General features: G+C 64.5%; 18 protein-coding genes and 2 pseudogenes. 12 read left to right on the forward strand and 8 right to left on the reverse strand.

The features are described from left to right. Positions 1–15 precede the first annotated feature (15 nt). Positions 16–1,290: an amidohydrolase family protein gene (locus X760_RS0137330; protein WP_031193659.1), complete on the forward strand. Its 1,275-nt coding sequence runs from the start codon at positions 16–18 to the stop codon at positions 1,288–1,290. A gap of 114 nt (positions 1,291–1,404) precedes the next feature. After that, a pseudogene (locus tag X760_RS48345) lies at positions 1,405–2,395 on the forward strand (DMT family transporter). Here X760_RS48345 and X760_RS48350 read toward each other — a convergent pair. Then, positions 2,392–3,294, reverse strand: coding sequence for a phosphotransferase family protein (locus X760_RS48350; protein ID WP_023717941.1), 903 nt, complete (start codon positions 3,292–3,294; stop codon positions 2,392–2,394). The pseudogene X760_RS48345 and the gene X760_RS48350 overlap by 4 nt on opposite strands. 104 nt (positions 3,295–3,398) lie before the next feature. Between X760_RS48350 and X760_RS48355 the strand changes: the two genes are divergently transcribed. Continuing rightward, positions 3,399–4,031: a class I SAM-dependent methyltransferase gene (locus X760_RS48355; protein ID WP_023717942.1), complete on the forward strand. Its 633-nt coding sequence runs from the start codon at positions 3,399–3,401 to the stop codon at positions 4,029–4,031. Between the two features lie 18 nt (positions 4,032–4,049). On the opposite strand, the gene X760_RS48360 is transcribed toward X760_RS48355, so the two are convergent. Together X760_RS48360 and X760_RS48365 are read right to left on the reverse strand one after the other, a co-directional pair. Then, positions 4,050–6,503, reverse strand: coding sequence for an FAD-dependent oxidoreductase (locus X760_RS48360; protein ID WP_023717943.1), 2,454 nt, complete (start codon positions 6,501–6,503; stop codon positions 4,050–4,052). Beyond that, positions 6,500–7,384: a phosphotransferase family protein gene (locus tag X760_RS48365; protein ID WP_023717944.1), complete on the reverse strand. Its 885-nt coding sequence runs from the start codon at positions 7,382–7,384 to the stop codon at positions 6,500–6,502. Before X760_RS48365 ends, X760_RS48360 begins: the two co-directional genes overlap by 4 nt. Positions 7,385–7,819: 435 nt before the next feature. Between X760_RS48365 and X760_RS48370 the strand changes: the two genes are divergently transcribed. From X760_RS48370 to X760_RS48400, 7 genes are all read left to right on the forward strand, one after another. Then, positions 7,820–8,596, forward strand: a complete 777-nt coding sequence (locus tag X760_RS48370; protein ID WP_023717946.1) for a DeoR/GlpR family DNA-binding transcription regulator — start codon at positions 7,820–7,822, stop codon at positions 8,594–8,596. Between the two features lie 66 nt (positions 8,597–8,662). Next, positions 8,663–9,589: a LysR substrate-binding domain-containing protein gene (locus X760_RS48375; protein WP_023717947.1), complete on the forward strand. Its 927-nt coding sequence runs from the start codon at positions 8,663–8,665 to the stop codon at positions 9,587–9,589. Positions 9,590–9,787: 198 nt separating this feature from the next. Then, on the forward strand, positions 9,788–10,942 hold the full coding sequence (locus X760_RS48380; protein WP_023717948.1) for an ABC transporter substrate-binding protein: 1,155 nt from the start codon (positions 9,788–9,790) through the stop codon (positions 10,940–10,942). Positions 10,943–11,124: 182 nt separating this feature from the next. Continuing rightward, positions 11,125–12,123 (forward strand): ABC transporter ATP-binding protein, encoded by a 999-nt coding sequence (locus tag X760_RS48385; protein ID WP_023717949.1) that lies wholly within the window; start codon positions 11,125–11,127, stop codon positions 12,121–12,123. A 14-nt stretch (positions 12,124–12,137) separates the two neighbouring features. Then, a complete protein-coding gene (locus X760_RS48390; RefSeq protein WP_023717950.1) occupies positions 12,138–13,088 on the forward strand; it encodes an ABC transporter permease in 951 nt (316 codons plus the stop codon). Beyond that, positions 13,078–13,893, forward strand: a complete 816-nt coding sequence (locus tag X760_RS48395) for an ABC transporter permease (RefSeq protein WP_023717951.1) — start codon at positions 13,078–13,080, stop codon at positions 13,891–13,893. The genes X760_RS48390 and X760_RS48395 overlap by 11 nt, the downstream gene beginning before the upstream one ends. A gap of 25 nt (positions 13,894–13,918) precedes the next feature. Then, positions 13,919–15,346, forward strand: a complete 1,428-nt coding sequence (locus X760_RS48400; protein WP_023717952.1) for a gamma-aminobutyraldehyde dehydrogenase — start codon at positions 13,919–13,921, stop codon at positions 15,344–15,346. 49 nt (positions 15,347–15,395) lie between these two features. Here X760_RS48400 and nhaA read toward each other — a convergent pair whose 3' ends face one another. The 5 genes and pseudogenes from nhaA to X760_RS48425 form a co-directional block, all read right to left on the reverse strand. Then, positions 15,396–16,580, reverse strand: coding sequence for a Na+/H+ antiporter NhaA (gene nhaA, locus X760_RS48405; RefSeq protein ID WP_023717953.1), 1,185 nt, complete (start codon positions 16,578–16,580; stop codon positions 15,396–15,398). A gap of 91 nt (positions 16,581–16,671) precedes the next feature. Further along, positions 16,672–17,235, reverse strand: a complete 564-nt coding sequence (locus X760_RS48410; RefSeq protein WP_023676342.1) for an ActR/PrrA/RegA family redox response regulator transcription factor — start codon at positions 17,233–17,235, stop codon at positions 16,672–16,674. A gap of 63 nt (positions 17,236–17,298) precedes the next feature. Then, positions 17,299–18,624, reverse strand: coding sequence for an ActS/PrrB/RegB family redox-sensitive histidine kinase (locus X760_RS48415; protein WP_023717954.1), 1,326 nt, complete (start codon positions 18,622–18,624; stop codon positions 17,299–17,301). Between the two features lie 91 nt (positions 18,625–18,715). Continuing rightward, positions 18,716–21,368 (reverse strand): annotated as a pseudogene (hrpB, locus tag X760_RS79060) (ATP-dependent helicase HrpB). Positions 21,369–21,443: 75 nt separating this feature from the next. Continuing rightward, positions 21,444–22,334, reverse strand: coding sequence for a DMT family transporter (locus tag X760_RS48425; RefSeq protein ID WP_023717955.1), 891 nt, complete (start codon positions 22,332–22,334; stop codon positions 21,444–21,446). 26 nt (positions 22,335–22,360) lie between these two features. Between X760_RS48425 and X760_RS48430 the strand changes: the two genes are divergently transcribed. Continuing rightward, positions 22,361–23,050, forward strand: a complete 690-nt coding sequence (locus tag X760_RS48430; protein WP_023717956.1) for a PIG-L deacetylase family protein — start codon at positions 22,361–22,363, stop codon at positions 23,048–23,050. A gap of 210 nt (positions 23,051–23,260) precedes the next feature. Continuing rightward, a complete protein-coding gene (locus X760_RS48435) occupies positions 23,261–24,592 on the forward strand; it encodes an ABC transporter substrate-binding protein (protein WP_023717957.1) in 1,332 nt (443 codons plus the stop codon). The last annotated feature ends 112 nt before the right edge of the window (positions 24,593–24,704 follow it).

Here is a 24,704-nt window from a genome sequence, read left to right on the forward strand (position 1 = left end):
ACGAGGTGGCGATAAATGGATTTCGACCTTGTGGTGCGCGGCGGGACGCTGCCCGACGGCAGGATCGCCGATATCGGCATCGTCGGCGAGACGATCGCGGCGATCGAGCCTGAGCTCAACATCAGCGCCGGCACGGCGATCGATGCCCATGGCAATCTGGTCTCGCCGCCTTTCGTCGATCCGCATTTCCATATGGACGCCACGCTTTCGCTCGGCATTCCCCGCATCAATGTCTCGGGCACGTTGCTCGAAGGCATTTCTCTGTGGGGCGAGCTGAAGCCGCTTCTGACCCACGAGGCGGTGCGCGACCGTGCGCTTGCCTATTGCGACTGGGCGGTGTCGATGGGCCTGCTCGCCATCCGCACCCATGTCGATGTCTGCGACGATCGCCTGCTGGCGGTGGAAGCGCTGCTCGACGTGAAGAAGACGGTTGCGCCGTATATCGACCTGCAATTGGTCGCCTTCCCGCAGGACGGGTTTTACCGCTCGCCGACGGCGCGCGACAACACCACCCGCGCGCTCGACATGGGCGTCGATGTCGTCGGCGGCATCCCGCATTTCGAGCGCACCATGGCCGACGGTACGCGCTCCGTCACCGAGCTCTGCGAGATCGCGGCCGAGCGCGGCCTGATGGTCGACCTGCATTGCGACGAGACCGACGATCCGCTGTCGCGCCACGTCGAGCAGCTTGCCTATGAGACGCAGCGGCTTGGATTGCAGGGCAGAGTGGCCGGCTCGCACCTCACCTCGATGCATTCGATGGATAATTACTACGTCTCGAAGCTGTTGCCGCTGATCGCCGAGGCCGGCGTTTCGGCGATCCCCAATCCGCTGATCAACATCATGCTGCAGGGCCGCCACGACACCTTTCCCAAGCGCCGCGGCTTGACGCGGGTCAAGGAAATGCTGGCGCACGGGATCCGCGTCGGCTGGGGCCAGGATTGCGTGCTCGACCCCTGGTATTCGCTGGGCACCGCAGACATGCTCGACGTCGCCTTCATGGGCCTGCATGTCGCGCAGATGTCGAGCCCGGCCGAGATGGCGTGCTGTTTCGACATGGTCACCAACGTCAATGCCGCCATCATGGGCCTCGACCACCTTGGCCTGGCCGTCGGCAAGCGCGCCAGCCTGATCGTTCTCGATGCCGGCAACCCGGTCGAGGCGCTGCGCCTGCGCCCCGAGCGTCTCTGGGTCATTGCCAGGGGCAAGGTGGTGGCCGAGCGCAGCCGGCAGGACACGCGGCTTTCGATCGCCGGAAGGCCGGGCACCGTGAACCGGCGCCACGCTTAGTCCAGCCGATTTCCGGCGCTGGTCTTACCGAATTCTCGATTTTCGCCTCGTCACGGCCGCTGCTAGCGACTACGACGCGGGTCACCGTATCCACGGCGAGGAACCGGTAACGGAATGGCGCAGCCTGCAGCCCAGAATTCGACCATCAGGAACGTGCTGCTGGCCGGCATCCTGCTGATGCTCGCCGGCGATTTCCTGTTTGCGCTGAACGACGCGATGGGCAAGTGGCTGGTCGCCAGTTTTTCCGTCGGCCAGGTCGTGCTGATCCGCTCGATCGGCGCATTTTTCATACTCGGGCCGATGATTGCACATCAGGGTGCGGCCAAGCTGTTTCGCATGGAGCGGCCGGAGCTGCAGCTGCTGCGCGTGGTGATGACGACGCTCGACACGGCGCTGTTCTACGCGGCAGTCGTCTATCTGCCGCTCGCCGATGTGATGAGCTTCTACATGGCCGGGCCGATCTACGTCGCGGCGCTGTCGCACTTTTTACTCGGCGAAAGGGTCGGCTGGCGCCGCTGGGCGGCTATCCTGGTCGGCTTCTGCGGCGTGCTGATCATCTTGAAGCCCTCTTCGGCTGCGTTCTCGCAGTCCTCGCTGTTCGCACTGGTCGGCAAGNGTGCTGATCATGCTGAAGCCGTCTTCGGCGGCGTTGTCGCTGTCGTCGATGTTCGCGCTCGCCGGCAGCATTTCCTTTGCCTTCGCCATCATCCTCAACCGGCGACTGCGCGGCACCAGCGACACCTCGCTGGTCACCTGGCAAACCATCGGCACGCTGCTGGTCGGCGCTGCGTTGACCATCGGCAGTTGGAAGACGCCGTCCTCGCTCGATTTCGGCGCCATGCTGCTTCTGGGCATTGTCTCCTGCGGCGCGCATCTGATGATCACCAGGGCATTGAAGCTTGCGCCTGCCTCGACCTTGGCGCCGCTGCATTACAGCCTGCTGTTGTGGGCAGTGGTCTTCGGCTCGGCCTTCTTCGGCGATGTGCCTGGGCCACGCATCCTGGTCGGCTCGGCCATTGTCGTGCTGGCCGGCCTGTTCATCTTCCACCGCCAGAAGGTGGTCGACACGGTGCCGCCCGAAAACGTGCCGAAGGGTGTGAACTAACCCTGGCGCACCGCCGCGAGATGCCGTGAAAATTCCGGCGTCTCCATCAGTGCCTTGCAGCGCGCGAAGCGGCCGTCGGCGTAGGCGCGGAAATCGTCGACCGGATTGCCGTTGGCAAGCTGGATCAAGCCCCACAGCGTCCACAACAGGTCGCACATCGCCTTGTAGATGACGATGCGGGCGCGCTCCGCCGGTCTCGGCTCGCCGCCGAAATAGGCCAGCATCATCTCCTCGTCCTGCCCGGCGTCGAATTGCCCTTCGACGCTGAGGTCGCCGAGATCCCAGAGCGGATCGTTCATCCCGGAATATTCCCAGTCGACGATCCACATCCTGTCGCCCGTATCGAGAAAGTTTTCGCAGAGCGGATCGCAGTGGCAGGCGACGATTGGCAGAGGATGAGCCGCAAGTGCCGAGCGCACGGTTTCCGCTTCGCGGACCCCATCGTGGTAGCCGGCAGGCAGGGCGACGTCCTTGGTCGACAGCACTTTCAGATAATCATCGATCATCGCAAACAGTTCAAAGCGGAAGGGGAACACCGCGCCGGATGTGTGCAGTTTGCGAAAGGCCTTGCCGGCGCGTGCCGGGCTGCCCGGTCGGGTCTTGAATTTTTCCGGCGACATCGTCTCGGCGCCGGCGATGAAGCGGGTCACCAGCACGCCGGTCTCGGCATCGACATGCAGCACTTCCGGGCTGACGCCGGCCTTCGCCGCTTCCCGCGCCGCCACTGCCTCGTTGGCGCGGTTGATGTATTCCTCGGTACCCTTGCCGGGGATACGCAGGCAGAAATCCTTACCCCTGAAGACGAGGTTGGTCAGGCCGCCGAGCCGTTCCAGCGGGCCGTCATAACCGGCCAGCATCGGAATGGCCGCAAGTGCGGCGCGTGCCTGGTCGTCCGCCATGGCTTTCGCTCCTTTTCCAGTCTTTATTGTCGCGACGACGGTTCCACAGTTTTCGCCGTTTGGCTATGATCGCGTCGCAGATCGATACCAGGCGACGGAAAGCGATGACGGACAGCAAACAGCAGAGCGCGCTCGCCGCAGCCTATGCGGCGAAGCGACCGGAAGACGTCGCGGCGCTCTACGACAGCTGGGCCGGCACCTATGACGCCGACATGTCGGCGGCCGGCTATCGCCATCCGACCATCTGCCTTGCCTTGCTGGCCCGCCATCTGCCGCGCGGCGCCGCTCCTCTCCTCGATGCTGGCGCAGGCACCGGGCTCATCGGCGAATGGCTTGCCATCACCGGTTATCCGCAGGTCGAGGCGCTCGACATTTCGGAAGGCATGCTGGCGCAAGCCGCGCGCAAAGGCGTCTATTCGGCCCTTCATTGCCTGGCGCTTGGCGCGCCGCTGCCTTTCGTGGACGATGCCTATGCCGGGATCATCTCAGCCGGCGTCTTCACGTCCGGCCATGTCGGGGCCGAGGGTCTGGACGAGCTGATCCGCATCTGCCGGCCGGGCGGGGTGATCGTGCTGACGGTGAAGAACACGCTGTGGGATGCGGGTTTTGCCGCGCGGATCGCCGAGCTCGAGGCGCAAGGCACCGTCACCCGCGCCGAGGAGACGCCGCCCTATGTCTCGATGCCAGGCGAGGCCGATACGGTGCCCAGCCGGGGGCTGGTGCTCATCGTGAACTGAGGCTGAAACCGGAAGGCTCTAGGCCTTCACCTTTGCTCCCGCCGGATCGTAAAGCGGCTCGAGGTGGATTTTAGCCGGCGTCCGTTCCATCGCCACCACCAGCTCGTAATCGCCGGAGGTGAGGAAATCATCGCCGACGCCATCGGCATTGCGCACATAGCCGTAGCCGATGTTCTTGCCGACGGTGTAGCCATAGCCGCCGCTGGTGAGATAACCGACGGCCTCGCCATTGCGCAGGATGGTCTCACGCCCGAGCAGCACGATATCCGGATCATCGACTGTGAAGCCGGCAAAACGTTTCCTGAGCGCCGCGCCGTCGAGCTTTTCAAGCGCCCGCCGGCCGAGGAAATCGGTGTTCTTCCTGAGCTTCACCGCCCAGCCGAGGCCGGCCTCCTGTGGCGTGTCGTTGGGCGTGATATCGGCGCCCCAGGCGCGGTAACCTTTTTCCAGCCGCAGCGATTCCAGCGCCCGATAGCCGACCGGGCGAATGTCGTGGACAGCGCCCGCCGTCATCAGCGCGTCGAAAACCTCGCCCGTCGCCGCGATCGGCGCATGCAGCTCCCAGCCGAGCTCGCCGACATAGGTGACGCGCAGTGCCCGAATGACGTGGCCGGCAATGGCGATCTCGCGAACATGGCCGAACGGAAAGGCGGCGTTCGAGACGTCGGCATCGGTCACCGCTGACAGCACGTCGCGGGCGCGCGGCCCCATCAGCGACAATGTGCCGAACTCCTCGGTGACGTCGGTCAGCGTCACGTCGAACTCGCTGCCGATATGATCGGCAATCCAGGAGAAATCATGCGTGCGGAAACCGGTGCCGGTGACGATGTAGAATTTCTCCTCATCGAGCCTCGCCACGGTCAAATCGGCCTCGATGCCGCCGCGCGTGTTGAGGAGCTGCGTGTAGGTCAGCCGGCCGACCGGCTTGGCAACGTCGTTGGCGCAGATCCAGTCCAGCGCCTTCAGCGCGTCGGCACCGGTCATTTCGTATTTGGCGAAAGACGACTGGTCGAAAATGCCGATCTTTTCGCGCACGTGGCGGTGCTCGTCGCCGACGGGTGAAAACCAGTTCTGCCGGCCCATCGAATAGAGGTCCTTCGGCTCGATGCCTTCCGGCGCGAACCAGTTCGGCCGCTCCCAGCCAAGTTTCGAGCCGAACACGGCGCGATGTTTTTGCAGCCGTTCGTATAAAGGCGAAACGATGCGTGGCCGGCCGCTGACATATTCCTCGTGCGGGAAGCCGATCGTGTAGTGCTTGCCGTAGGCTTCCAGCGTGCGGTCTCGGACCCATTGCCGGTCGCGGTGCAGATCGGAAAAGCGGCGGATGTCGACCACCCACAGATCGAGCGGCGCCTCGCCGTCGACCACCCATTGCGCCAGCACCCAGCCGGCGCCGCCGCCGGATGCAATGCCGAAGGCGTTGAAGCCGGCGCCGACGAACATATTGGGGCATTCCGGCGCCACACCGAGGATGAAATTGCCGTCCGGCGTAAAGCTCTCCGGACCGTTGATCATCTGCTTGACGCCGACATTGGTGAGCGCCGGGACACGCTCGATCGCCTGGCTCATATGCTGCTCGAAATGATCGTAATCATCGTCGAACAGCCGGAACTCCCAATCGTCCGGCACATCGCCGCCGGGCAGACCGGTCGTCCAGGCCTGCGGGTTCGGCTCGTAGCCGCCCATCACCAACCCGCCGACCTCCTCCTTGAAATAGGTGCGGCGATCGGGGTCGCGAATCGTCGGCGCATCGGTCGCCAAGCCGTCGATCCTCCCGGTGATGATGTACTGGTGCTTCACCGGCTGCAGCGGCACGTTTATGCCGGCGAGCGCACCCACCTGCCGCGCCCATTGCCCGGCGCAGTTCACCACCTTGTCGCAGGCGATATCGCCCTTGCTGGTCTTCACCGCGGTGATGCGGCCGTCTCTCATTTCGAAGCCGGTGACCCGCACCTCCTCGAACAATTTTGCGCCGTGCATGCGCGCGCCCTTGGCCAGCGACTGGGTGATGTCGGAAGGGCTTGCCTGACCGTCGCTGGGCAGCCAAGAAGCGCCGACGAGGTCGCCGGTTTCCAGCAGCGGCCACATTTCCTTGACCTCGGCCGGCGACAGCAGATGCATATCCATGCCGAAGCTCTTTGCCGTCGTTGCCAGCCGCTTATACTCGGTCAAGCGGTCGGCATTGGTGGCTAGCCGCAGGCAGCCGGTCTTCTTCCAGCCGGTGGCAAGGCCGGTTTCGGCTTCCAGCCCTTTGTAGAGATCGACCGAATATTTGAGCACCCGCGTGATCGACGCCGACGAGCGCAGTTGACCGACCAGCCCGGCAGCATGCCAGGTCGAGCCCGAGGTCAGCTTGCCCTGTTCGAGCAGCACGATTTCGGCCTTGTGGTCGCGCGCCAGATGATAGGCCGTCGAACAGCCGATGATGCCACCGCCGATGACGACGATGCCGGCGTGGGCGGGCAAGGTCATGGCCGCATCCCGTATTTTGTCCTGTAGTTTTCCAGGGCGGCTTCGAGCCGCGCCAGGTTTTCGTCGGCGTAGGCGGCGTAGTCGACGCCGGGCGCATCGAGGTAGAGCTCGGAAACCATGCCCCACATCGCCTCGCGCAGCAGCGACGCGCATTGCATGGCGGCGTGCGAGCGCCGTATCGCTTCGTCCGGCTCCTTCATGAAGTAGGCGGTCAGGAAGGCGAAGGATTCCTCGTCGCTCATGCCGGCATTGGAAGCCGCGCCGGCAAGGTCGAACATCGCGGTGTTGAAGCCGGCATATTCGAAATCGATGAGCCATAGCCTGTGACCGTCATCGATTATGTTAGCCGGCAGAAGATCGTTGTGGCCGAAGACGATCGGCAGCAGTTTTTGCGCGCGCTCGAGCTCGTCCGCCAGCGTCAGCAGGCGTGGCAATTCGCCCAGCTTGCGGCTGCCGCCTTCCTCCAGCGTGCGCGCATAGTCGCGAATGACGTGGAATACCCAGAACATGAAGCCAGCGCCGGAGACATGACCGGGCATCTCCCGGTGGAAACCGCGCAGCAACGCGGCGACGCGGCCGAGATCGGCGCGCACGTCTTGCGCGACATAGGCCTTGGCGCCGAGATACTCCGTCACCATGACGCCGGGTCCGGTGTAGCGGACGGCCGGAGCGAAGCCTGCCGCGTGTGCTGCCCGCGCGGTCATCATCTCGCGCTCGCGAAAGACATGGTGGAACGGATAGTCCTGCCCGATGCGCACGACGTGCCGCCCGGCCGCGTCCTTGACCAGGTAATTGGCATTGCTCAACCCGCCCGGCAGCGGCGCAATGTCGATGCTGCCGGTCCAGCAAGGCAGCGCGCGGATGCGGTCTTCGACAGTCACGATCTCGTCCAACATTGGGTCAATTTTCCACGCATGTCATGGCTGGCCAGCGATGACAATCGGACGGAGGAATGGAGGCAACGCGAAGATCTCGTCGGTGCAGATCTCGGGATCGGTATCCCGCACCGCACCGACGAGCCCCTTTGTGCCGGGTTCTTCGACGCCGGCATCCGCCCCCGCGGATCCTAATTTTCGGTTCCCTCGCACCCGAGGATTTCCCAGGCGTTCAGGCAGGCAATTTTTCGTGCGGCTCAGCCGTCGGCCTCCGTTCCGAGCTTGTCACAGCGATAATGTCGCGCCAGGCTGGAGACGTTGTCAACGCGAAATTGTGGTGTTTTCTGCTTTTTTGCCCGAATTTTGCGAAATATCTTGGAGTAAGTGGCATTTATGCCGTAGAAACGGTCAATGGTGCAACAATTCGACCGGTTGGAACCGATGGGCCACTCGAAGCGGCATGGCGAAATCCTGCGCCTCCTCAAGGAGGAAGGCACCGTCACCATTGCCAGCCTGGCTGACCGGCTGGGCGTCTCGCTGGAGACGGTACGCCGCGATGTCAAGCCACTGACCAGCGATGGTTCCATCCTCAAGATGCATGGCGCCGTCGGCCTGCCGTCGATTGCCGGCGAAGCGCCGTTCGAGCGGCGCATGCGTGAGAACGCCGATGCCAAGCGGGCAATTGCCCGCATGGTCGCTGCCACCATCCGCGACGGCGAGTCGATCATGCTCGACACCGGCACGACCACGAGCTTCCTGGCCCGCGAGCTGCTCGGCCACCGGCGGCTGACGGTCGTCACCAATTCCTCCGACATCGCCCGCACGCTGGCCACCGTCAACGGCAACAAGGTCTATATGGCCGGCGGCGAGCTGCGCAGCGATTCCGGTGCTGCTTTCGGCGTCTCAGCCATCGAATTCGTCAGCCGCTTCTCCGTCAGCCACGCGGTGATTTCGACCGGCGCGGTCGATGCCATCACGGGTGTCATGGACTATGACCTCGAAGAGGCTGAGTTCGCCCGCATGGTGCTGTCGCGCGGCCAGCGTTCGCTTGTCGTCACCGACCACAGCAAATTCGGCCGGCAGGGTCTGGTTCAGGTCTGCGGCTTCGACGGCTTTTCCGAACTCGCGACCGACCGTCCGCTGCCGCATGACATCGCCGCCGCCCTTGCCCAGGCCGGCGCGCGGCTCAGCATTGCGGATGGCGGAAGCGAGGACTGAGCTCTATCGGGAGAACGGCACCAGCACCCACTTCCCAGCGCCGCCTCTGCCGTGTTTAGTCCGGCCATGGCTTTCACCATCCGCCAATTGCAGTTCTTCATCGCCGTCGCCGAGCAAGGCACGGTGTCGGGCGCCGCCCAGAATCTGTCGATCTCGCAATCCTCGGTCACCGAGGCGATCAAGGAGCTGGAGCACGATCTCGGCGTCGAGCTGTTCGAGCGCCACCCGCGCGGGCTGAACATCACCCACAAGGGCCACCAGTTCCTGCGCCATGCGAGGAAGATCCTTGCCGACGTTTCCGATGCGCGCCGCGCGTTCTTCGGCGAACAGATCGCGGCAAGCGGGCGGCTGCAACTTGGCGTCACCTCGCTGGTCGCCGGCTATGTGCTGTCCGATCTTCTTGCCCGCTACCGCCGCGCCTATCCGGGTGTCGAGGTCTCGGCGATCGAGGACAATGGCGACTATCTCGAGCACCTGTTGATCGGCGGCAAGCTCGACATTGCGGTCATGGTCACCTCGAACCTGCGCGACCGCACCGCGCTGCAGTCCGAAATCCTCGAAGTCTCGGCCTACCGGCTGTGGCTGCCGCTCGGCCATCCGTTGGCCGGTGCCGACATCATCGGCATCGGCGATATCGCCTCGGAACCGCTGATCATGCTGACCGTCGACGAGATCGAGGAGAATACCGGAAAGCTGCTGACGGCGATCGGCGCCAAACCGCACGTCGCATTCCGCACCCGCTCGGTCGAAGCGGTGCGCAGTCTCGTCGCCACCGGCGCCGGCGTGGCGCTGCTGCCGGACCTCGTCTACCGGCCATGGTCGCTGGAAGGCGACCGCATCGAATCGCGCGATATTTCGGGATCGTTGCCGGTCGTCCAGGTCGGCATGGTCTGGCGGCGCGGCTCCGGCCTGCCGCAGGCGGCGCGCGACTTCATCGGACTTGCCCAGTCGCAGCGCATGGTGCGCCAACGGCCCGAGAAGATCGGCCGGTGATGTATCGGAAAAACCGATATCGGCTTTCTGATAAATGAATTTGCGAAACCGGAAATTTCGCAGCACTTTTGAGCCAGGGAACAAAGCTGCCGCAGGAGCACGGCCCCTTAGAGCCGCGCATCCAACGTTTGAACGGGCGCATGACCTTTTCCGAAAACCGAAACCGGTTTCGAGGTCATGCAAAATGGGAGATCGACGATGAATTCATTGCTGAAATCATGCACTGCCTTGACGGTCGCGCTGACCTTCTCCGGCCAGGCCATCGCCCAGGTCAAGGAGCTGGGCAAGGGTGAAGGCGAGGTCAATATCGTCGCCTGGCCGGGCTATATCGAGCGCGGCGAAACCGACAAGGGCTATGATTGGGTCACCTCGTTCGAGAAGGAAACCGGCTGCAAGGTCAACGTCAAGACCGCCAACACCTCCGACGAGATGGTTTCGTTGATGAACGAAGGCGGTTTCGACCTTGTCACTGCCTCGGGCGACGCCTCGCTGCGCCTGGTTGCGGGCAAGCGCGTCCAGCCGATCAACACCGACCTCATCCCGAGCTGGAAGACGGTCGACGACCGGCTGAAGGATGCGCCCTGGTTCACCGTCGGCGGTGTCCATTACGGCGTGCCGTACCAATGGGGGCCGAATGTGCTGATGTACAACACCGAAGTGTTCAAGGAGGCGCCGAAGAGCTGGAACATCGTGTTCGAGGAAATGAAGCTACCCGACGGCAAGTCGAACAAGGGCCGCGTCCAGGCCTATGACGGGCCGATCCACATTGCTGATGCCGCCAACTACCTGATGGCCCACAAGCCGGAGCTCGGCATCAAGGATCCGTACGAACTGACTGAGGACCAGTACAAGGCTGCGCTCGACCTGCTGCGCGTCCAGCGTACGCTGGTCGGACGCTACTGGCATGACGCTGCCATCCAGGTCGACGATTTCCAGAACGAAGGCGTCGTCGCCTCCGGTTCATGGCCCTATCAGGTCAACACGCTGATCGCGGCAAAGAAGCCGGTCGCCTCGACCATTCCCGAGGAGGGCGTCACCGGCTGGGCCGACACCACCATGATGGAGGCCGATGCGGCCCACCCGAACTGCGCCTACATGTGGATTGAGCATTCGCTGTCGCCGAAAGTGCAGGGCGACGTCTCCGCCTGGTTCGGCTCGCTGCCGGTGGTGCCCGCCGCCTGCAAGGGCAACGAACTGCTCGGCGAAGAGGGCTGCAAGACCAACGGCTACGACAATTTCGACAAGATCAAGTTCTGGAAGACGCCGGTCTCGAAATGCGCCACCCAGAACGACCAGTGCGTGCCCTATTACCGCTGGGTGTCGGACTATATCGGCGTCATCGGCGGACGGTGAGTTCGTCTCACCTACGAAGCTCGGCGCTGCCCCTCACCCTTACCCTCTCCCCGTGAAGAACGGGGGGTCGCCAGCGTTGGAGCGCCTCCCTTCTCCCCGTCCACTACGGGAGAAGGTGCCGGCAGGCGGATGAGGGGCAGCGCTACCCTGAATTTGATGAGCCTGACAGATCAGGACAACCCATGACCTTCGCCGTTTCTTTCCAAAAAGTCTCCCGCCATTTCGGCAGCGTGCGTGCCGTCGACGCGGTCGATCTCGACATCGTGCCGGGCGAGTTCTTCGCCATGCTCGGGCCTTCCGGCTCGGGCAAGACGACGTGCCTGCGCCTCATCGCCGGGTTCGAGCAGCCGACGGCGGGCTCGATCTCGATCTTCGGCGAACGCGCCGAGGGCGTGCCGCCCTATCGCCGCAACGTCAACACCGTGTTCCAGGATTATGCGCTGTTCCCGCATCTCAACGTGCTCGACAACGTCGCCTATGGGCTGATGGTCAAGGGCGTCGGCAGACCGGAGCGGCAAAAGGCGGCGGAAGAAGCGCTGGCGCTGGTGCGGCTTCCCGGCTACGGCGCGCGTCGCCCTGGCCAGCTTTCCGGCGGCCAGCGCCAGCGCGTCGCGCTCGCCCGTGCGCTGGTCAACCAGCCCAAGGTGCTGTTGCTCGACGAGCCGCTCGGCGCGCTCGACCTCAAGCTTCGCGAGAACATGCAGGAGGAGTTGAAATCGCTGCAGAAGGCGCTCGGCATCACCTTCGTGTTCGTCACCCATGACCAGGGCGAGGCGCTGTCGATGGCCGATCGCGTCGCCGTCTTCAACGACGGCAAGATCATGCAGATCGGCACGCCGGAAGACATCTACCAGCGCCCCAAGACCCGCTTCGTCGCCGATTTCGTCGGCTCGTCCAACGTACTGCCGCCGGATTTCGTCCAGCGCTATGCCGGCCAGCATCGCTGGGGCAGCCTGCGCCCTGAATCCATTCGCATCGGCCGGGCGGCCAAGGGCGACGGCGTTGCGGCTCGCCTGGTGTCGACCAACTATCTCGGCGCGACGATAAGACTGGCGCTCGATGCCGAAGGCTTGCGGCTGCATGCCATCGTGCCGGCGGGTGCTGCCTTGCCCAGGGAAGGCGAGGCGGTGGTGCTCACCTTCAACCGCGAGCATTTGCATCTGATGGACGAGCTGGGATGAGCCTGGACGCCGCCATGCCGCGGGCCACGACCCCCGCCATCCTGCCGGGAAGCGGCGGCCTGCGCGGCGCGCTCTCCGACCTCTTCTGGCGCCGGCCCCAACTCCTGCTTCTGCTCATGCTGCTGCCGCCGGTTCTTTGGCTCGGCATCGTCTATATCGGCTCGCTGTTCGCGCTGCTTTTGCAGAGCTTCTTCTCGATCGACGAGTTCTCCGGCCTCATCAACCGCGAGTTCACGCTGAAGACTTATGGCGACCTGCTGCAGGCCGCCAATCTCGACATCATCCTGCGCACGGTGACGATGGCGGCGCTGGTGACGTTTGCGTCGGCGGTCATTGCCTTTCCCATCGCCTATTACGCGGCGCGCTATGCGCGCGGCCGTTGGAAGGCGTTGTTTTATCTCGGCGTCATGCTGCCGCTGTGGTCGAGCTACCTGGTCAAGATCTATGCCTGGAAGCTGATCCTCGCCAAGGAAGGCATCCTGACGTGGCTGCTGGCCAAATTGCATCTTCTGTGGCTGCTTGATGCCTGGCTGTCGCTGCCGATCGTCGGCGGCAACTCGCTGTCGGTATCGTCCACCGGCACCTTCATCGTCTTTGTCTATGTCTGGCTGCCGTTCATGATCCTGCCGGTGCAGGCGGCCCTCGAGCGCGTGCCGGGCAATCTGGTCGAGGCTTCTTCCGATCTCGGCGCGTCACCCGGCCAGACCTTCCGCAACGTGCTGTTCCCGCTGGCATTGCCGGGTATCGTCGCCGGTTCGATCTTCACCTTCTCGCTGACGCTCGGCGACTACATCATTCCGCAGATCATCGGCACCTCGCGGCTGTTCATCGGCCAGGCCGTCTATTCGCAGCAGGGCACCGCCGGCAACATCCCGCTCGCCGCCGCCTTCACTGTGGTGCCGATCGTCATCATGGGCTTCTATCTCTGGGGCGCCAAGCGCATGGGGGCCTTCGATGCGCTCTGACCGCGGCCAATCCGCGCCGATCGGCCTGAAGCTCGCTGCCACCGGGGGCCTGCTTTTCCTGCATTTGCCGATTCTGCTGATCTTCGTCTATGCCTTCACCACCGAGGAGAAGAGCTTCGTCTGGCCGCCGCCGGGCCTGACCACGCAATGGTTCGCCATCACCTGGAACCGCCCCGACGTCTGGCAGGCGCTGTCGCTGTCTGTACGGGTCGCGGCGATCTCGACCGCCATCGCGCTGGTCCTCGGCACGCTGTGCGCCGCCGCCGTGTCCCGCACAAAATTCTTCGGCCGCGAAACCATCTCGCTGCTGGTGATCCTGCCGATCGCGCTGCCCGGCATCATCACCGGCATCGCGCTGCGCTCGGCGTTCGCGCTGGCCGAAATCCCGTTCTCGTTCTGGACGATCGTGCTCGGCCACGCCACCTTCTGCGTGGTCGTCGTCTACAACAATGCGGTCGCCCGTTTCCGCCGCACGTCCGGCTCGATGATCGAGGCGTCGATGGACCTCGGCGCCGACGGTTTCCAGACCTTTCGGCATGTCGTGCTGCCCAACATCGCAACCGCGCTGCTGGCCGGCGGCATGCTGGCCTTTGCGCTGTCCTTCGACGAGGTCATCGTCACCACCTTCACCGCCGGCCAGCAGCAAACGGTGCCGATCTGGATGCTCGAAGAGTTGATCCGTCCGCGCCAGCGTCCGGTCACCAATGTCGTGGCGATGGTCGTGGTGCTGGTGACGCTGCTTCCCATCCTCGCTGCCTATTACCTGACCCGCGACGGCGACCAGATCGCCGGTTCGGGCAAATGATCTCGTTCATAAGGGAGAGACTTCCATGGACACGCAGATGCTGATCGGCTCGAAATTCGAAAAAGGCACCGAGACCGAGGAACCGATCCTCAACCCGAAGACCGGGGCGACCATCGTCAACCTGCCCGAGGCCAGCCCGGCGCAGATCGAGGCAGCAGTGCTTGCCGCGGAAAAAGCGTTCGTCACCTGGTCCCGCACAACACCGGCGCAGCGCGCCGGCTATCTCCTGAAGATCGCCGATCGCATCGAGGCCGCGGCAAAGGATTTCGCGACGCTCGAGGCGCTGAACTGCGGCAAGCCGATCAATGCCGTGCTCAATGACGAGATCCCGGCGATCGTCGACTGCTACCGCTTCTTTGCCGGTGCGGTCCGCTCGATGCCCGGCCAGGTCGCCGGCGAATACATTCCCGGCCACACCTCGATGGTCCGCCGCGACGCCATCGGCGTTGTCGCGTCGATCGCGCCGTGGAACTATCCGCTGATGATGATGGCCTGGAAGCTGGCGCCGGCGATTGCCGGCGGCAACACCGTCGTCTTCAAGCCGTCGGAACAGACGCCGCTGACCGCGCTGAAGCTGGCGAAAATCCTTGCCGATATCCTGCCGGAAGGCGTCGTCAACGTCGTGCTCGGCCGCGGCGACAGTGTCGGCAACACGCTGATCAACCACCCGAAGGTCAACATGATCTCGATCACCGGTGACGTCGCCACCGGCAAGAAGGTGCTGCAGGCCGCCGCCAAATCGGTCAAGCGCACACATCTCGAGCTCGGCGGCAAGGCGCCGGTCATCGTCTTCGATGACGCCGATCTCGGTGCGGTGGTCAACGGCCTGCGCGCCTTCGGCTATTACAATGCCGGCCAGGACTGCACCGCCGCCTGCCGCATCTACGCCGGCAAGAAGATCTACGACAAGCTTGTCGCCGACCTCTCCGCTGCGGTCTCGACCATCAAGTATGATCGCCCCGACGATACCGAGAACGAGATCGGCCCGCTGATTTCGCGTCGCCAGCGTGATCGCGTCTCGAGCTTCGTCGAGCGCGCCTCTGAGCTCAAGCATATCGAGATTACCACGGGCGGCAAGCCGGGCGAGGGCTCCGGCTTCTTCTACCAGCCGACCGTCGTCGCCGGCGCGCTGCAGGAAGACGAGATCATGCGCCGCGAAGTGTTCGGCCCGGTGGTCTCGGTCACCCGTTTTTCCGAAGTCGACGAGGCGGTGAACTGGGCCAATGACTCTGACTATGGCCTGGCGTCATCGGTGTGGACCAAGGACGTTTCGCGCGCCATGGCGACGGCCGCCCGCCTGCAATATGGCTGCACCTGGATTAACACCCACTTCATGCTGACAAACGAGATGCCGCATGGCGGGTTGAAACAATCCGGCTACGGCAAGGACATGTCGCTCTATGCGCTGGAGGATTACACAGCCGTCCGCCACGTCATGATTGCGCACGGGTAGGGTCCAGATGCGGGAGAAGGTGGCCTGAAGGCCGGAAGTGGCGGCGCGACTATTCTTCCGCCTCGTCCGTCCCGTCCGCCGCCGGCGCCACCAGCAGCACGGTGGCGCCGAGGAGCGCGGCGATGAAGGAGCCGGCGAGGATGCCGACCTTGACCGCGTCCTGCAGAGCGACGTCGCTGGCGAAGGCGAGCAGGCCGATGAACAGGCTCATGGTGAAGCCGATGCCGCAGAGCAGCGAAATGCCGATCATGTGCAGCCAGCCGGCATTGACCGGCAGATCGGCGAAGCCGAGCCGGATGGCAAGCGCAGAAGACCCGAACACGCCGACCAGCTTGCCGGCGACGAGGCCGGCGGCGACGCCGAGCGTCAGCGGCTCGGCCAGGGCGGCAGCGCTGAGACCGCCGAGCGAGACGCCGGCGTTGGCAAAGCCGAAAATCGGGATGACGAAAAAGGCGACGACTTTGTGCAGGCCGTGTTCGAGCCGGTGCAGCGGCGAATGGTCGAGATCGTGGCCGCTGCCCGGCGATATCTTCAATGGAATGGTGAGGGCCAGCGCGACGCCGGCAAGCGTCGCATGGACGCCCGATTTGAGCACCAAAACCCACAGAACGATGCCGAGCAAGACGTACGGCAGCAACGTCAGCACCCGCATGCGGTTGAGCACCACCAGCAGCGCGATGACGGCGAAGGCGGCGCCGAGATAGGCGAGCGACAGCCCGCTGGTATAAAACACCGCGATGATGAGCACGGCGCCGATGATGGCGAGCGCGGTGAGGAATATCTTCAGCGAGCCCGGCACGCGGCCGCCAAGCAGCGACAGCACGCCGAGCGCAAAGGCGATATCGGTGGCGGTCGGGATCGCCCAGCCGGACAGAGCGGCTTCATTGTTGCGGTTGATGGCGACGTAGACCAGTGCCGGCACCGCCATGCCGCCGGCGGCGGCGATGCCGGGCAGCACGCGGCGCGGCCAGGTCGAGAGCTGGCCGTCGAGCATCTCGCGCTTGATCTCGAGGCCGACCAGCAGGAAGAACACCGCCATCAGGCCGTCATTGATCCAGTGCGAGACGCTGAGCGGTCCGAGATAGGCGTGGAGGGCGGAGAAATAAGCCTCGCCCAGCGGCGAATTGGCGACGATCAGGGCCAGGGCCGCCGCAGCCATCAGGATGAGGCCGCCGGCCGCCTCGCTGTCGAGGAATTCGCGCAGCATGGAGACCAGCCGCTTTTCGTCCTGCATGTCGCCTCCGTCGTATCAGCGGCAAGGTCCGACACCGCCAAGCGATGATGCGCAAACAGCGCTGGCCGGGCAAGCCTGCAGTCAGAGCCTTTTAGCGCGGCGCGCGCTTGGCGAGGATACGCTGCAGCGTGCGGCGATGCATGTTCAGCCGGCGCGCGGTTTCCGAGACGTTGCGGTCGCACATTTCATAGACGCGCTGGATGTGCTCCCAGCGTACCCGGTCGGCCGACATCGGATTTTCGGGCGGTGCTGCGCGTTCGCCCGCCGTGCGGGTCAGGGCTGCAAAGATGTCGTCGGCGTCGGCCGGCTTCGACAGATAGTCGATAGCGCCGAGCTTCACCGCCGTCACCGCGGTGGCGATGTTGCCGTAGCCGGTGAGGATGATGGCGCGGGCATCGTCGCGCTTCTCGCGGATCGCGGCGACGACGTCGAGGCCGTTGCCGTCGGCCAGCCGCATGTCGACCACCGCATAGGCCGGCGGATTGGCGCGCGCCTTGGCAACCGCTTCCTCGACGCTCTCTGCCGTCTCGACGACAAAACCCCTGGTTTCCATGGCGCGGGCAAGCCGCGTCAGGAACGGCTTGTCGTCGTCGACGATCAGCAGCGAGGTGTCCTCGCCTTCGACCATTGCGCCAATCGTTTCGTCAGTACTCATCGTGCTGAAAATCCTGCTGCCTGATTTTTACGCAAATATAGTTTCGCAACGCTATTGTCCAATTTAGGCCGTGTCGAACATGGTGGCCGAAGCCTGCTCGGGATTGAGGAAGACGCTGCGCGGCCACGATATCTGCACGATAGCGCCCTCGCCGGGCTCGCTCGAATTGCGGAAATCGAGCGTCGCGCCGGAGCGTTCGAGCAAGGTCTTGGCGATGAATAGGCCGAGGCCGAGGCCGCCGCCGGCTTCGGTGCCTTGTCGCGTTGACATATAGGGTTCGCCGATGCGGTCGATGATCTCGGGCGGAAAGCCCGGCCCGTCGTCGATGATCGTGAAGCTGACAACGGCCTCGTTCCAGCTCCAGCGCACGGTGACATTCTTGCGGGCGAAGTCGACGGCGTTCTCGACCAGATTGCCGAGGCCGTAGATGACGCCGGGATTGCGCCGGCCCACCGGTTCCGGGCCGATGCGCTCGCCCGGCCGAAGCTTAATCGAGATGCCGAAATCGCGGTGCGGTGCCGTCACTTCCTCGACCAGTGAGGTCAGCGGCAGGCGCGAGAGATGCACCTCGCTCTCGGAGGACAGGCTGGTCAGGCGCTTCAGGATTTCGCGGCAGCGCTCGCTCTGCGAACGCAGCAGCTTCACGTCCTCGCCGTATTTGGGATCTTCGCCAAGCGCCTTCTCCATCTCCTTGGCGACAAGCGCGATCGTGGCGAGCGGCGTGCCGAGCTCGTGCGCGGCGGCGGCGGCGAGGCCGTCGAGGGCCGAGAGATGTTGCTCTCGCTGCAGCACCAGTTCGGTGGCGGCAAGCGCGTTGGCAAGCAGCCGCGCCTCCTCGGCCACCCGGAAGGCATAGATCGCGGTAAAGGCGATGGAGCAGAACACCGCCATCCACATGCCGGCGACATAAATGAACGGCATCGCCAATGGCGCGCCCTCATGCCAGGGCAGCGGCAGGTGGTAAAAGACCAGCAGCGTCGCCGCCACGATCACCAGCGCGCCGAGCATGGCGGTCAGCCGTAGCGGCAGCGACGTCGCCGAGACGACGACGGGCACGGTCATCAGCAGCGAAAACGGATTGGTGAGGCCGCCGGTCATGTAGAGCAGGCCGGCAAGCTGCAGGCTGTCGAAGGTCAGGATGGCAAAGGCCGAGGGCGGGGTAAGCCGATGCGCCGCCGGATAGCGGAAGGTCAGCAAAAGGTTCATCCAGGCCGAACAAGCGATCAGCGCAAAACACATGCTGACCGGCAGCGGAAATTTCAGCCCGTAAGCGACGACAAGCACGGTCAGGCTCTGGCCGACGATGGCAAGCCAGCGCAACCTGATCAGCGTGTTGAGGCGCAGCCGCTGGCTTTGCTGGAAGTCGGGTGCGTGCAGGATGTTTATCATGGCCAATGATTATAGAGGGGAAACAGCCGGAGGTCTTTTCCGAAAAAGCGCCGAAGCTGGCCTTCCGTTCGGGATAACAGTCCGGGAATCATTAGGTACCGCGCGGTTTGGCGCGGCTCGTGGCGGCGGCGAGAAGCGGGTTCTCCGGCCAGACATGCCTGGGATAGCGGCCGCGCATGTCTGTCCGCACATCGGCCCAGGAGCCGCGCCAGAATCCGGGCAGGTCGCGCGTCGTCTGGATCGGCCGGCGCGCCGGTGACAGCAATTCGAGCGTCAGCGGCACAGTGCCGTTGGCGATCGCGGGATGCCGGTCGAGGCCGAACAGCTCCTGCACGCGGATTGCCAGTACCGGCCATTCGCCGTCATAGCGGATCGGCAGCCGACTGCCCGACGGCGCGTCGAAATGGGTCGGCGCCAATGTGTCGATCTTGCGCTGCAATTCGTGCGGTACCAGCGTCATCAGGCCTTGCGAAAGCACGCTGGGATCGATCGCGGCAAAGGATGCGGCACCGGAAAGGAACGGCAGCAGCCAGTCGTCGAGGCGCTCGACGAGCGCCGCATCGGAGACATCGGGCCATGGCGCACCGAGGCCGCGATGCAGCCAGCCGAGCCGCTGCCGCAACGTCTCCGCTTCCCTGCTCCACGGCAGCAGCGACAGGCCGTGTTCGCGCAAGGCGTCGAGAATGGCGCTGTCTGCGTCGGCACCGGTCGGCGCCGGCAGCATGCGTTCGGACAACGTGATGGCGCCGAGCCGAACCGTTTCGCGCACCCGCACCGCGCGCCTATCGCGGTCGAAGCTCACCTCGCGGCGAGTCTCGATCTTTTCCGCCAGCGCGGTGCGGATGTCGGCCTCGTCGAGCGCCGCCGCCGCGGTGATGCGGGCGTTCTGCGCCTTACCCTGCAGATCGGCGACGACGAGCCAGGTCTCGCCGGCCAGCGGGTCGGAGGCGTCGAGCATGGCGCCGGAGCCGTTGGCAAGCACGAAGCGGCCACGCTCGCCGCGAGCTTTAGCGACCCGGTCCGGCCAGGCATGGATGAGGAGAGCGCCGGCGGTGCTGCCCTCTCCCTTGAGGGGAGGGTCGATCCGCGTAGCGGACCGGGGTGGGGTCGGTTCGGGCACGCCATCGGCGACCCCGCGTCTCCCTCGTCTCGCTGCGCTCGGCTCGCTCGCCGACCCTCCCGTCGAGGGGGAGGGTGAAGCCTGCTTTGCCAACCTCTCGGCCAGCTGCCGGGCAGCGGTGGCACGCGGCGATCTTTCGGCATGAAAGCGCATCAGCCGCCGTTCGAGATCGGCACCATCGCCGCCAAGGCCGCGCTCGGTGAGCAGCATGGCCAGCATCGCCGCCTCGAGCGCCTGGCCGGTCCTTGCCGCCTCGGCGACCATGTGGGCGAGCCGGACCGGCAGAGCCAGCTTGCGCATCGCGGCACCGGCCTCCGTCAAGCGCCCTGCCGCATCGACGGCATCGAGCGCGCGCANGAGCCAGCTTGCGCATCGCGGCACCGGCCTCCGTCAAGCGCCCTGCCGCATCGACGGCATCGAGCGCGCGCAGCAGCGCCCTTGCCTCGTTGAGCGCCGGAGCCGGCGGGGGGTCGAGGAAGGACAGGCTCGTCGGATCGGCAACGCCGAACGCCGCGCAATCGAGCAACAGGCCGGAGAGATCGGCTTCGAGAATTTCCGGTGGCGTGAAGGCCGGCAGTGCCGCTGTCTGCTCGGCCCGCCACAGCCGGATAGCGACGCCCGGCTGTGTGCGCCCGGCCCGGCCGGCGCGCTGGTCGGCGGAAGCGCGGGAAGCACGCACCGTCTCCAGCCGCGTCAGGCCGCTGGCCGGCTCATAGCGCGGCAGCCGCGACAGGCCGGAATCGATGACGACCCGCACGCCGTCGATGGTGATGGAGGTTTCGGCGATCGACGTCGCCAGCACGACCTTGCGACGGCCGGGCGGCGCCGGCTTGATCGCTGCGTCCTGCGTCCTGTTGTCGAGCATGCCGTAGAGCGGCACGATGTCGGTGTCGGCGCCGACCTTGCCCGCCAGCCGCTCGGCGGTGCGCTCGATCTCGCGCTGGCCGGGCAGGAAGACAAGCACGCTGCCCTCCTCCCCGGCAAGCGCCGAGCGGATCACCCTGGCCATGGCATCCTCGATGGTGACGCCGGCCGGCCGCTCGTCATAGCGGATGTCGACCGGAAAGGCGCGGCCTGCGCTCTCGATCACCGGCGCGCCGGAAAGCAATTTTGCGACACGCGCGCCATCGAGCGTCGCTGACATGACCAGCAATCTGAGGTCGGGCCTCAGCGCACCCTGCACGTCGAGCGCCAGCGCCAGCCCGAAATCACCGTCGAGCGAACGTTCGTGGAACTCGTCGAACAACACCGCCGAGACACCAGGCAGCTCGGGATCGTCGAGGATCATGCGGGACAACACGCCTTCGGTGACGACGACGATCCTGGTCTTCGCGGAAGTCCGGTTTTCCATGCGCATGGCATAGCCGACGGTTTCACCGGGCTCTTCGCCAAGCAGTTCGGCCATGCGGCGGGCGGCAGCGCGGGCGGCGAGGCGGCGCGGCTCGAGCAGGATGATCTTTCCGGCGCCGAGCCATTGCGCATCGAGCAGCGTCAGCGGAACCAGCGTCGTCTTGCCGGCGCCGGGCGGAGCCACCAGCACGGCGCTGTTATCATGGCTCAGCGCTTCATTGAGCGCCGGCAAGACCGCGGAGACCGGCAGGTCCGGCAAAGGTTTTGTCGTCATTGTCCTATGATGTGCAGCCAGTTGGCAGCGATCGCATATCAGCGGTGGCGGTCGCCGCGCAAGCTTGGTACCAGCTCAAAGTCGGGTCCGCGCAAACGGGTTCCAGCGCACCGTGCCGAGCCGCACCTCCTCGCGCACTATCGTCAGCAGACCGGAACCGCCGACCACGGCAAGCCCGACCAGCGACAGAAAATCCGGATATTCCCTGAAGAACAGTGCGCCTAGAACCACCGCCCAGACGATCTGCGAATAATGCGTTGGCGCGATGCGGTTGGCCGGCGCGTATTTGACCGCCAGCAGATGCAGCAACTGACCGCCGGCGGTAAAGGCGCCGGCCAGCACCAGCCACGCCCATTGCCTGCCATCCGGCAGCGAGAACGAGGTAGCCGCCGCACCGACGCCGTTGAAGAGCAGGCCGTAGCCGATCAGCACGCCGAGCATCGTCGTGCGCTTTTCCTGCGCGGCGAGCGAACGCATCAGGATGACATTGGTGGCGGCCAGGAAGGCGATGATGAACGCCGCCAGATGACCAAGATGCAACTCGCGAAACCCAGGCCTGACGACCAGCATCACCCCGGCAAAGCCAGCGACGACCGCCAGCCACCGCCATGGGCCGACCTTCTCTTTGAGGACGAGCGTGGCCAGGATGGTGACGAACAGCGGCGCCAGGAAGATCAGCGCATAGACTTCCGCCAGCGGGATGGTGGTGAAGGCGTAGACGCTGAGCACGCCGGAGGCGATGCCGGCCCAGGCGCGGGCCTGTACCGCCCAAGGCCGTGTCGTGCGCCAGAAATCGCGCCAACGCTCGCTTGGCGGCCTGGCAAAGAGCAGAAAGCAGCCGGCAAACAATGTCGAGAAGAAGCCGATCTCGAAGACGTTGAACTGCCCGCCCAGGCTTTTGACAACCGCGTCGCTGCACGAATAGCTTGCATAGGCGATGAGAGCGAGCAGAATTCCGTTGGGCACGTTTTCCATTTCCGGGAGGGATGAGAGTGAAGATATTGGCGCTTGGCGCGCATCCGGACGACATCGAGATCTTCATGTTCGGTACGATGGCCGCCTATGCCGCGCAAGGCGCAGAACTCTTTTTTGCCGTAGCCACGGATGGCGCCAGGGGCGGCTACGGCGATCCGGCCGCGCTTGCCCGCACGCGCCGCAAAGAGGCGACGGCGGCGGCCGGTCTGCTTGGCGTGACGCCGCGCTTCATCGATTTTCCCGATGGCGCGCTGGTGGCGGACGCCGCCCTGATCGCGGCGCTGAAAGCACTGATCGGCGAGATAGGGCCGGATCTGGCGATCACCCATGCGCCGAACGACTATCATGGCGACCACCGCGCGCTATCGGATAGCGTGCGCATCGCAGCGTCATTCTCGGTGCCGGTGCTGCATGCCGACACGCTCGGCGGCACCGGGTTTTCGCCAACGCATTACGTCGATACCTCCAGGCATTTCGATCTCAAGGCGGAGGCGATCCGGGCGCATCAGTCGCAGGATCCCGAGCGTTTCGTCAATGCGGCGCGCACGCTGAACGCCTTTCGCGCCGGCCAGTGCAACGGCCCAGCCGGAGCGTTCGCGGAGGCCTTCCGCTTCGAGCCGATCTTCCCCTTCGCCGACATCCGCGCCCTGCTGCCGCCGCCCCCAGCGATCCGTCCGGTGACGGTCAGCAACAAGACGGTGACCTAGGCGGGCGCCGCAACTCCGACATTGCTCCCCGATTCGACATGCTGCGGTGCAGCAACGAATTCGCTTGCCTTGTTTAGTAAAAATTGCATCACTAAACAAATTACTAAACATCCGACGTGTTGCCGCGCCGTTGTGTTTAGGCCCCGGAGGAGGGGTTTAGCGGGCTCTTGAAACCGTCATCCGGACGCGTTTCGCAAATGGGAGGAAGGCATGAAATCGACCTTGAAACTGGCGTTGGGACTGGCATCGACACTCCTCGCGTCGACAGCCGTTTCGAACGTCGCGCAGGCAGAAGATCTGACGCTTTGCTGGGCAGCCTGGGACCCGGCTAACGCGCTCGTGGAATTGTCCAAGGACTTCACCAAGGAAACCGGCATCGGCATGAAATTCGAATTCGTGCCGTGGACCAACTATGCCGACCGCTTTCTCAACGAGCTGAATTCGCACGGCAAGCTGTGCGACATGATCATCGGCGACAGCCAGTGGATCGGCGGCGCCGCCGAGAACGGCCATTACGTCAAGCTGAACGACTTCTTCGACAAGGAGAAGATCAGCATGGACGATTTCGTGCCGGCGACTGTCGTCGGCTACTCGGAATGGCCGAAGAACTCGCCGAATTACTGGGCGCTGCCGGCTATGGGCGACGTCGTCGGCTGGACCTATCGCAAGGACTGGTTCTCCAAGCCGGAACTGCAGAAGGAATTCAAGGAGAAATACGGTTGGGATCTCGGCCCGCCGACAACCTTCGACCAGCTGAGGCAGATCGCCGAATTCTTCCAGAAGCGCGAGATCGACGGCAAGACCGTCTATGGCGCGTCGATCTACACCGAGCGCGGCTCGGAAGGTATCACCATGGGTGCCATGGACGTACTCTACAGCTTCGGCTTTCAGTATGAAAATCCGAAAAAGCCCTACGAGATGGAAGGTTTCGTCAACTCCGATAAATCGGTGAAGGGCTTGGAGTTCTACAAGGCGCTCTATGATTGCTGCACCCCTCCCGGCGCCTCGAACAGCTACATGGGCGAAGGCGTCGACGCCTTCAAATCCGGCCAGGTGGCGATGCACATGAACTTCGCCTTCACCTGGCCAGGCCTGCAGAAGGACGAAAATGTCGGCGGCGACAAGATCGGCTATTTCGTCAATCCCAAGGGTCCCGACGGCGACCAGTTCGCCCAGCTCGGCGGCCAGGGCATCTCGGTGGTCTCCTATTCCGACAAGCAGGAAGCCGCGCTCAAATACATCAAATGGTTCGCCAACAAGGACGTGCAGTCCAAATGGTGGTCGCTCGGCGGCTATTCCTGCCTCAACGCGGTCGTCAAGGACCCGGGCTTCCCGGCCAGCCAGCCTTATGCGCAGACCTTCCTCGACTCTATGGCCATCGTGAAGGATTTCTGGGCCGAGCCGAGCTACGCACCGCTGCTGCAGGCATCGCAGAAGCGCTTCCACGACTATGTCGTTGCCGGGCAAGGCTCGGCCAAGGACGCGCTCGACGGCCTCGTCAAGGACTGGACCGAGGTCTTCCAGGACGATGGCAAGATGTAATCGGATGTAACCGGCTCCTCCCGAGCCCATGACCGAACCGTCCCGTGCCGCCCTTGGCACGGGACACAGTTCAGATAAATTCCATTCTCGAGACGATCCAAGTGACCGAAGC

The organism is Mesorhizobium sp. LSHC420B00, assembly GCF_000503055.1.
Lineage (GTDB): Bacteria > Pseudomonadota > Alphaproteobacteria > Rhizobiales > Rhizobiaceae > Mesorhizobium.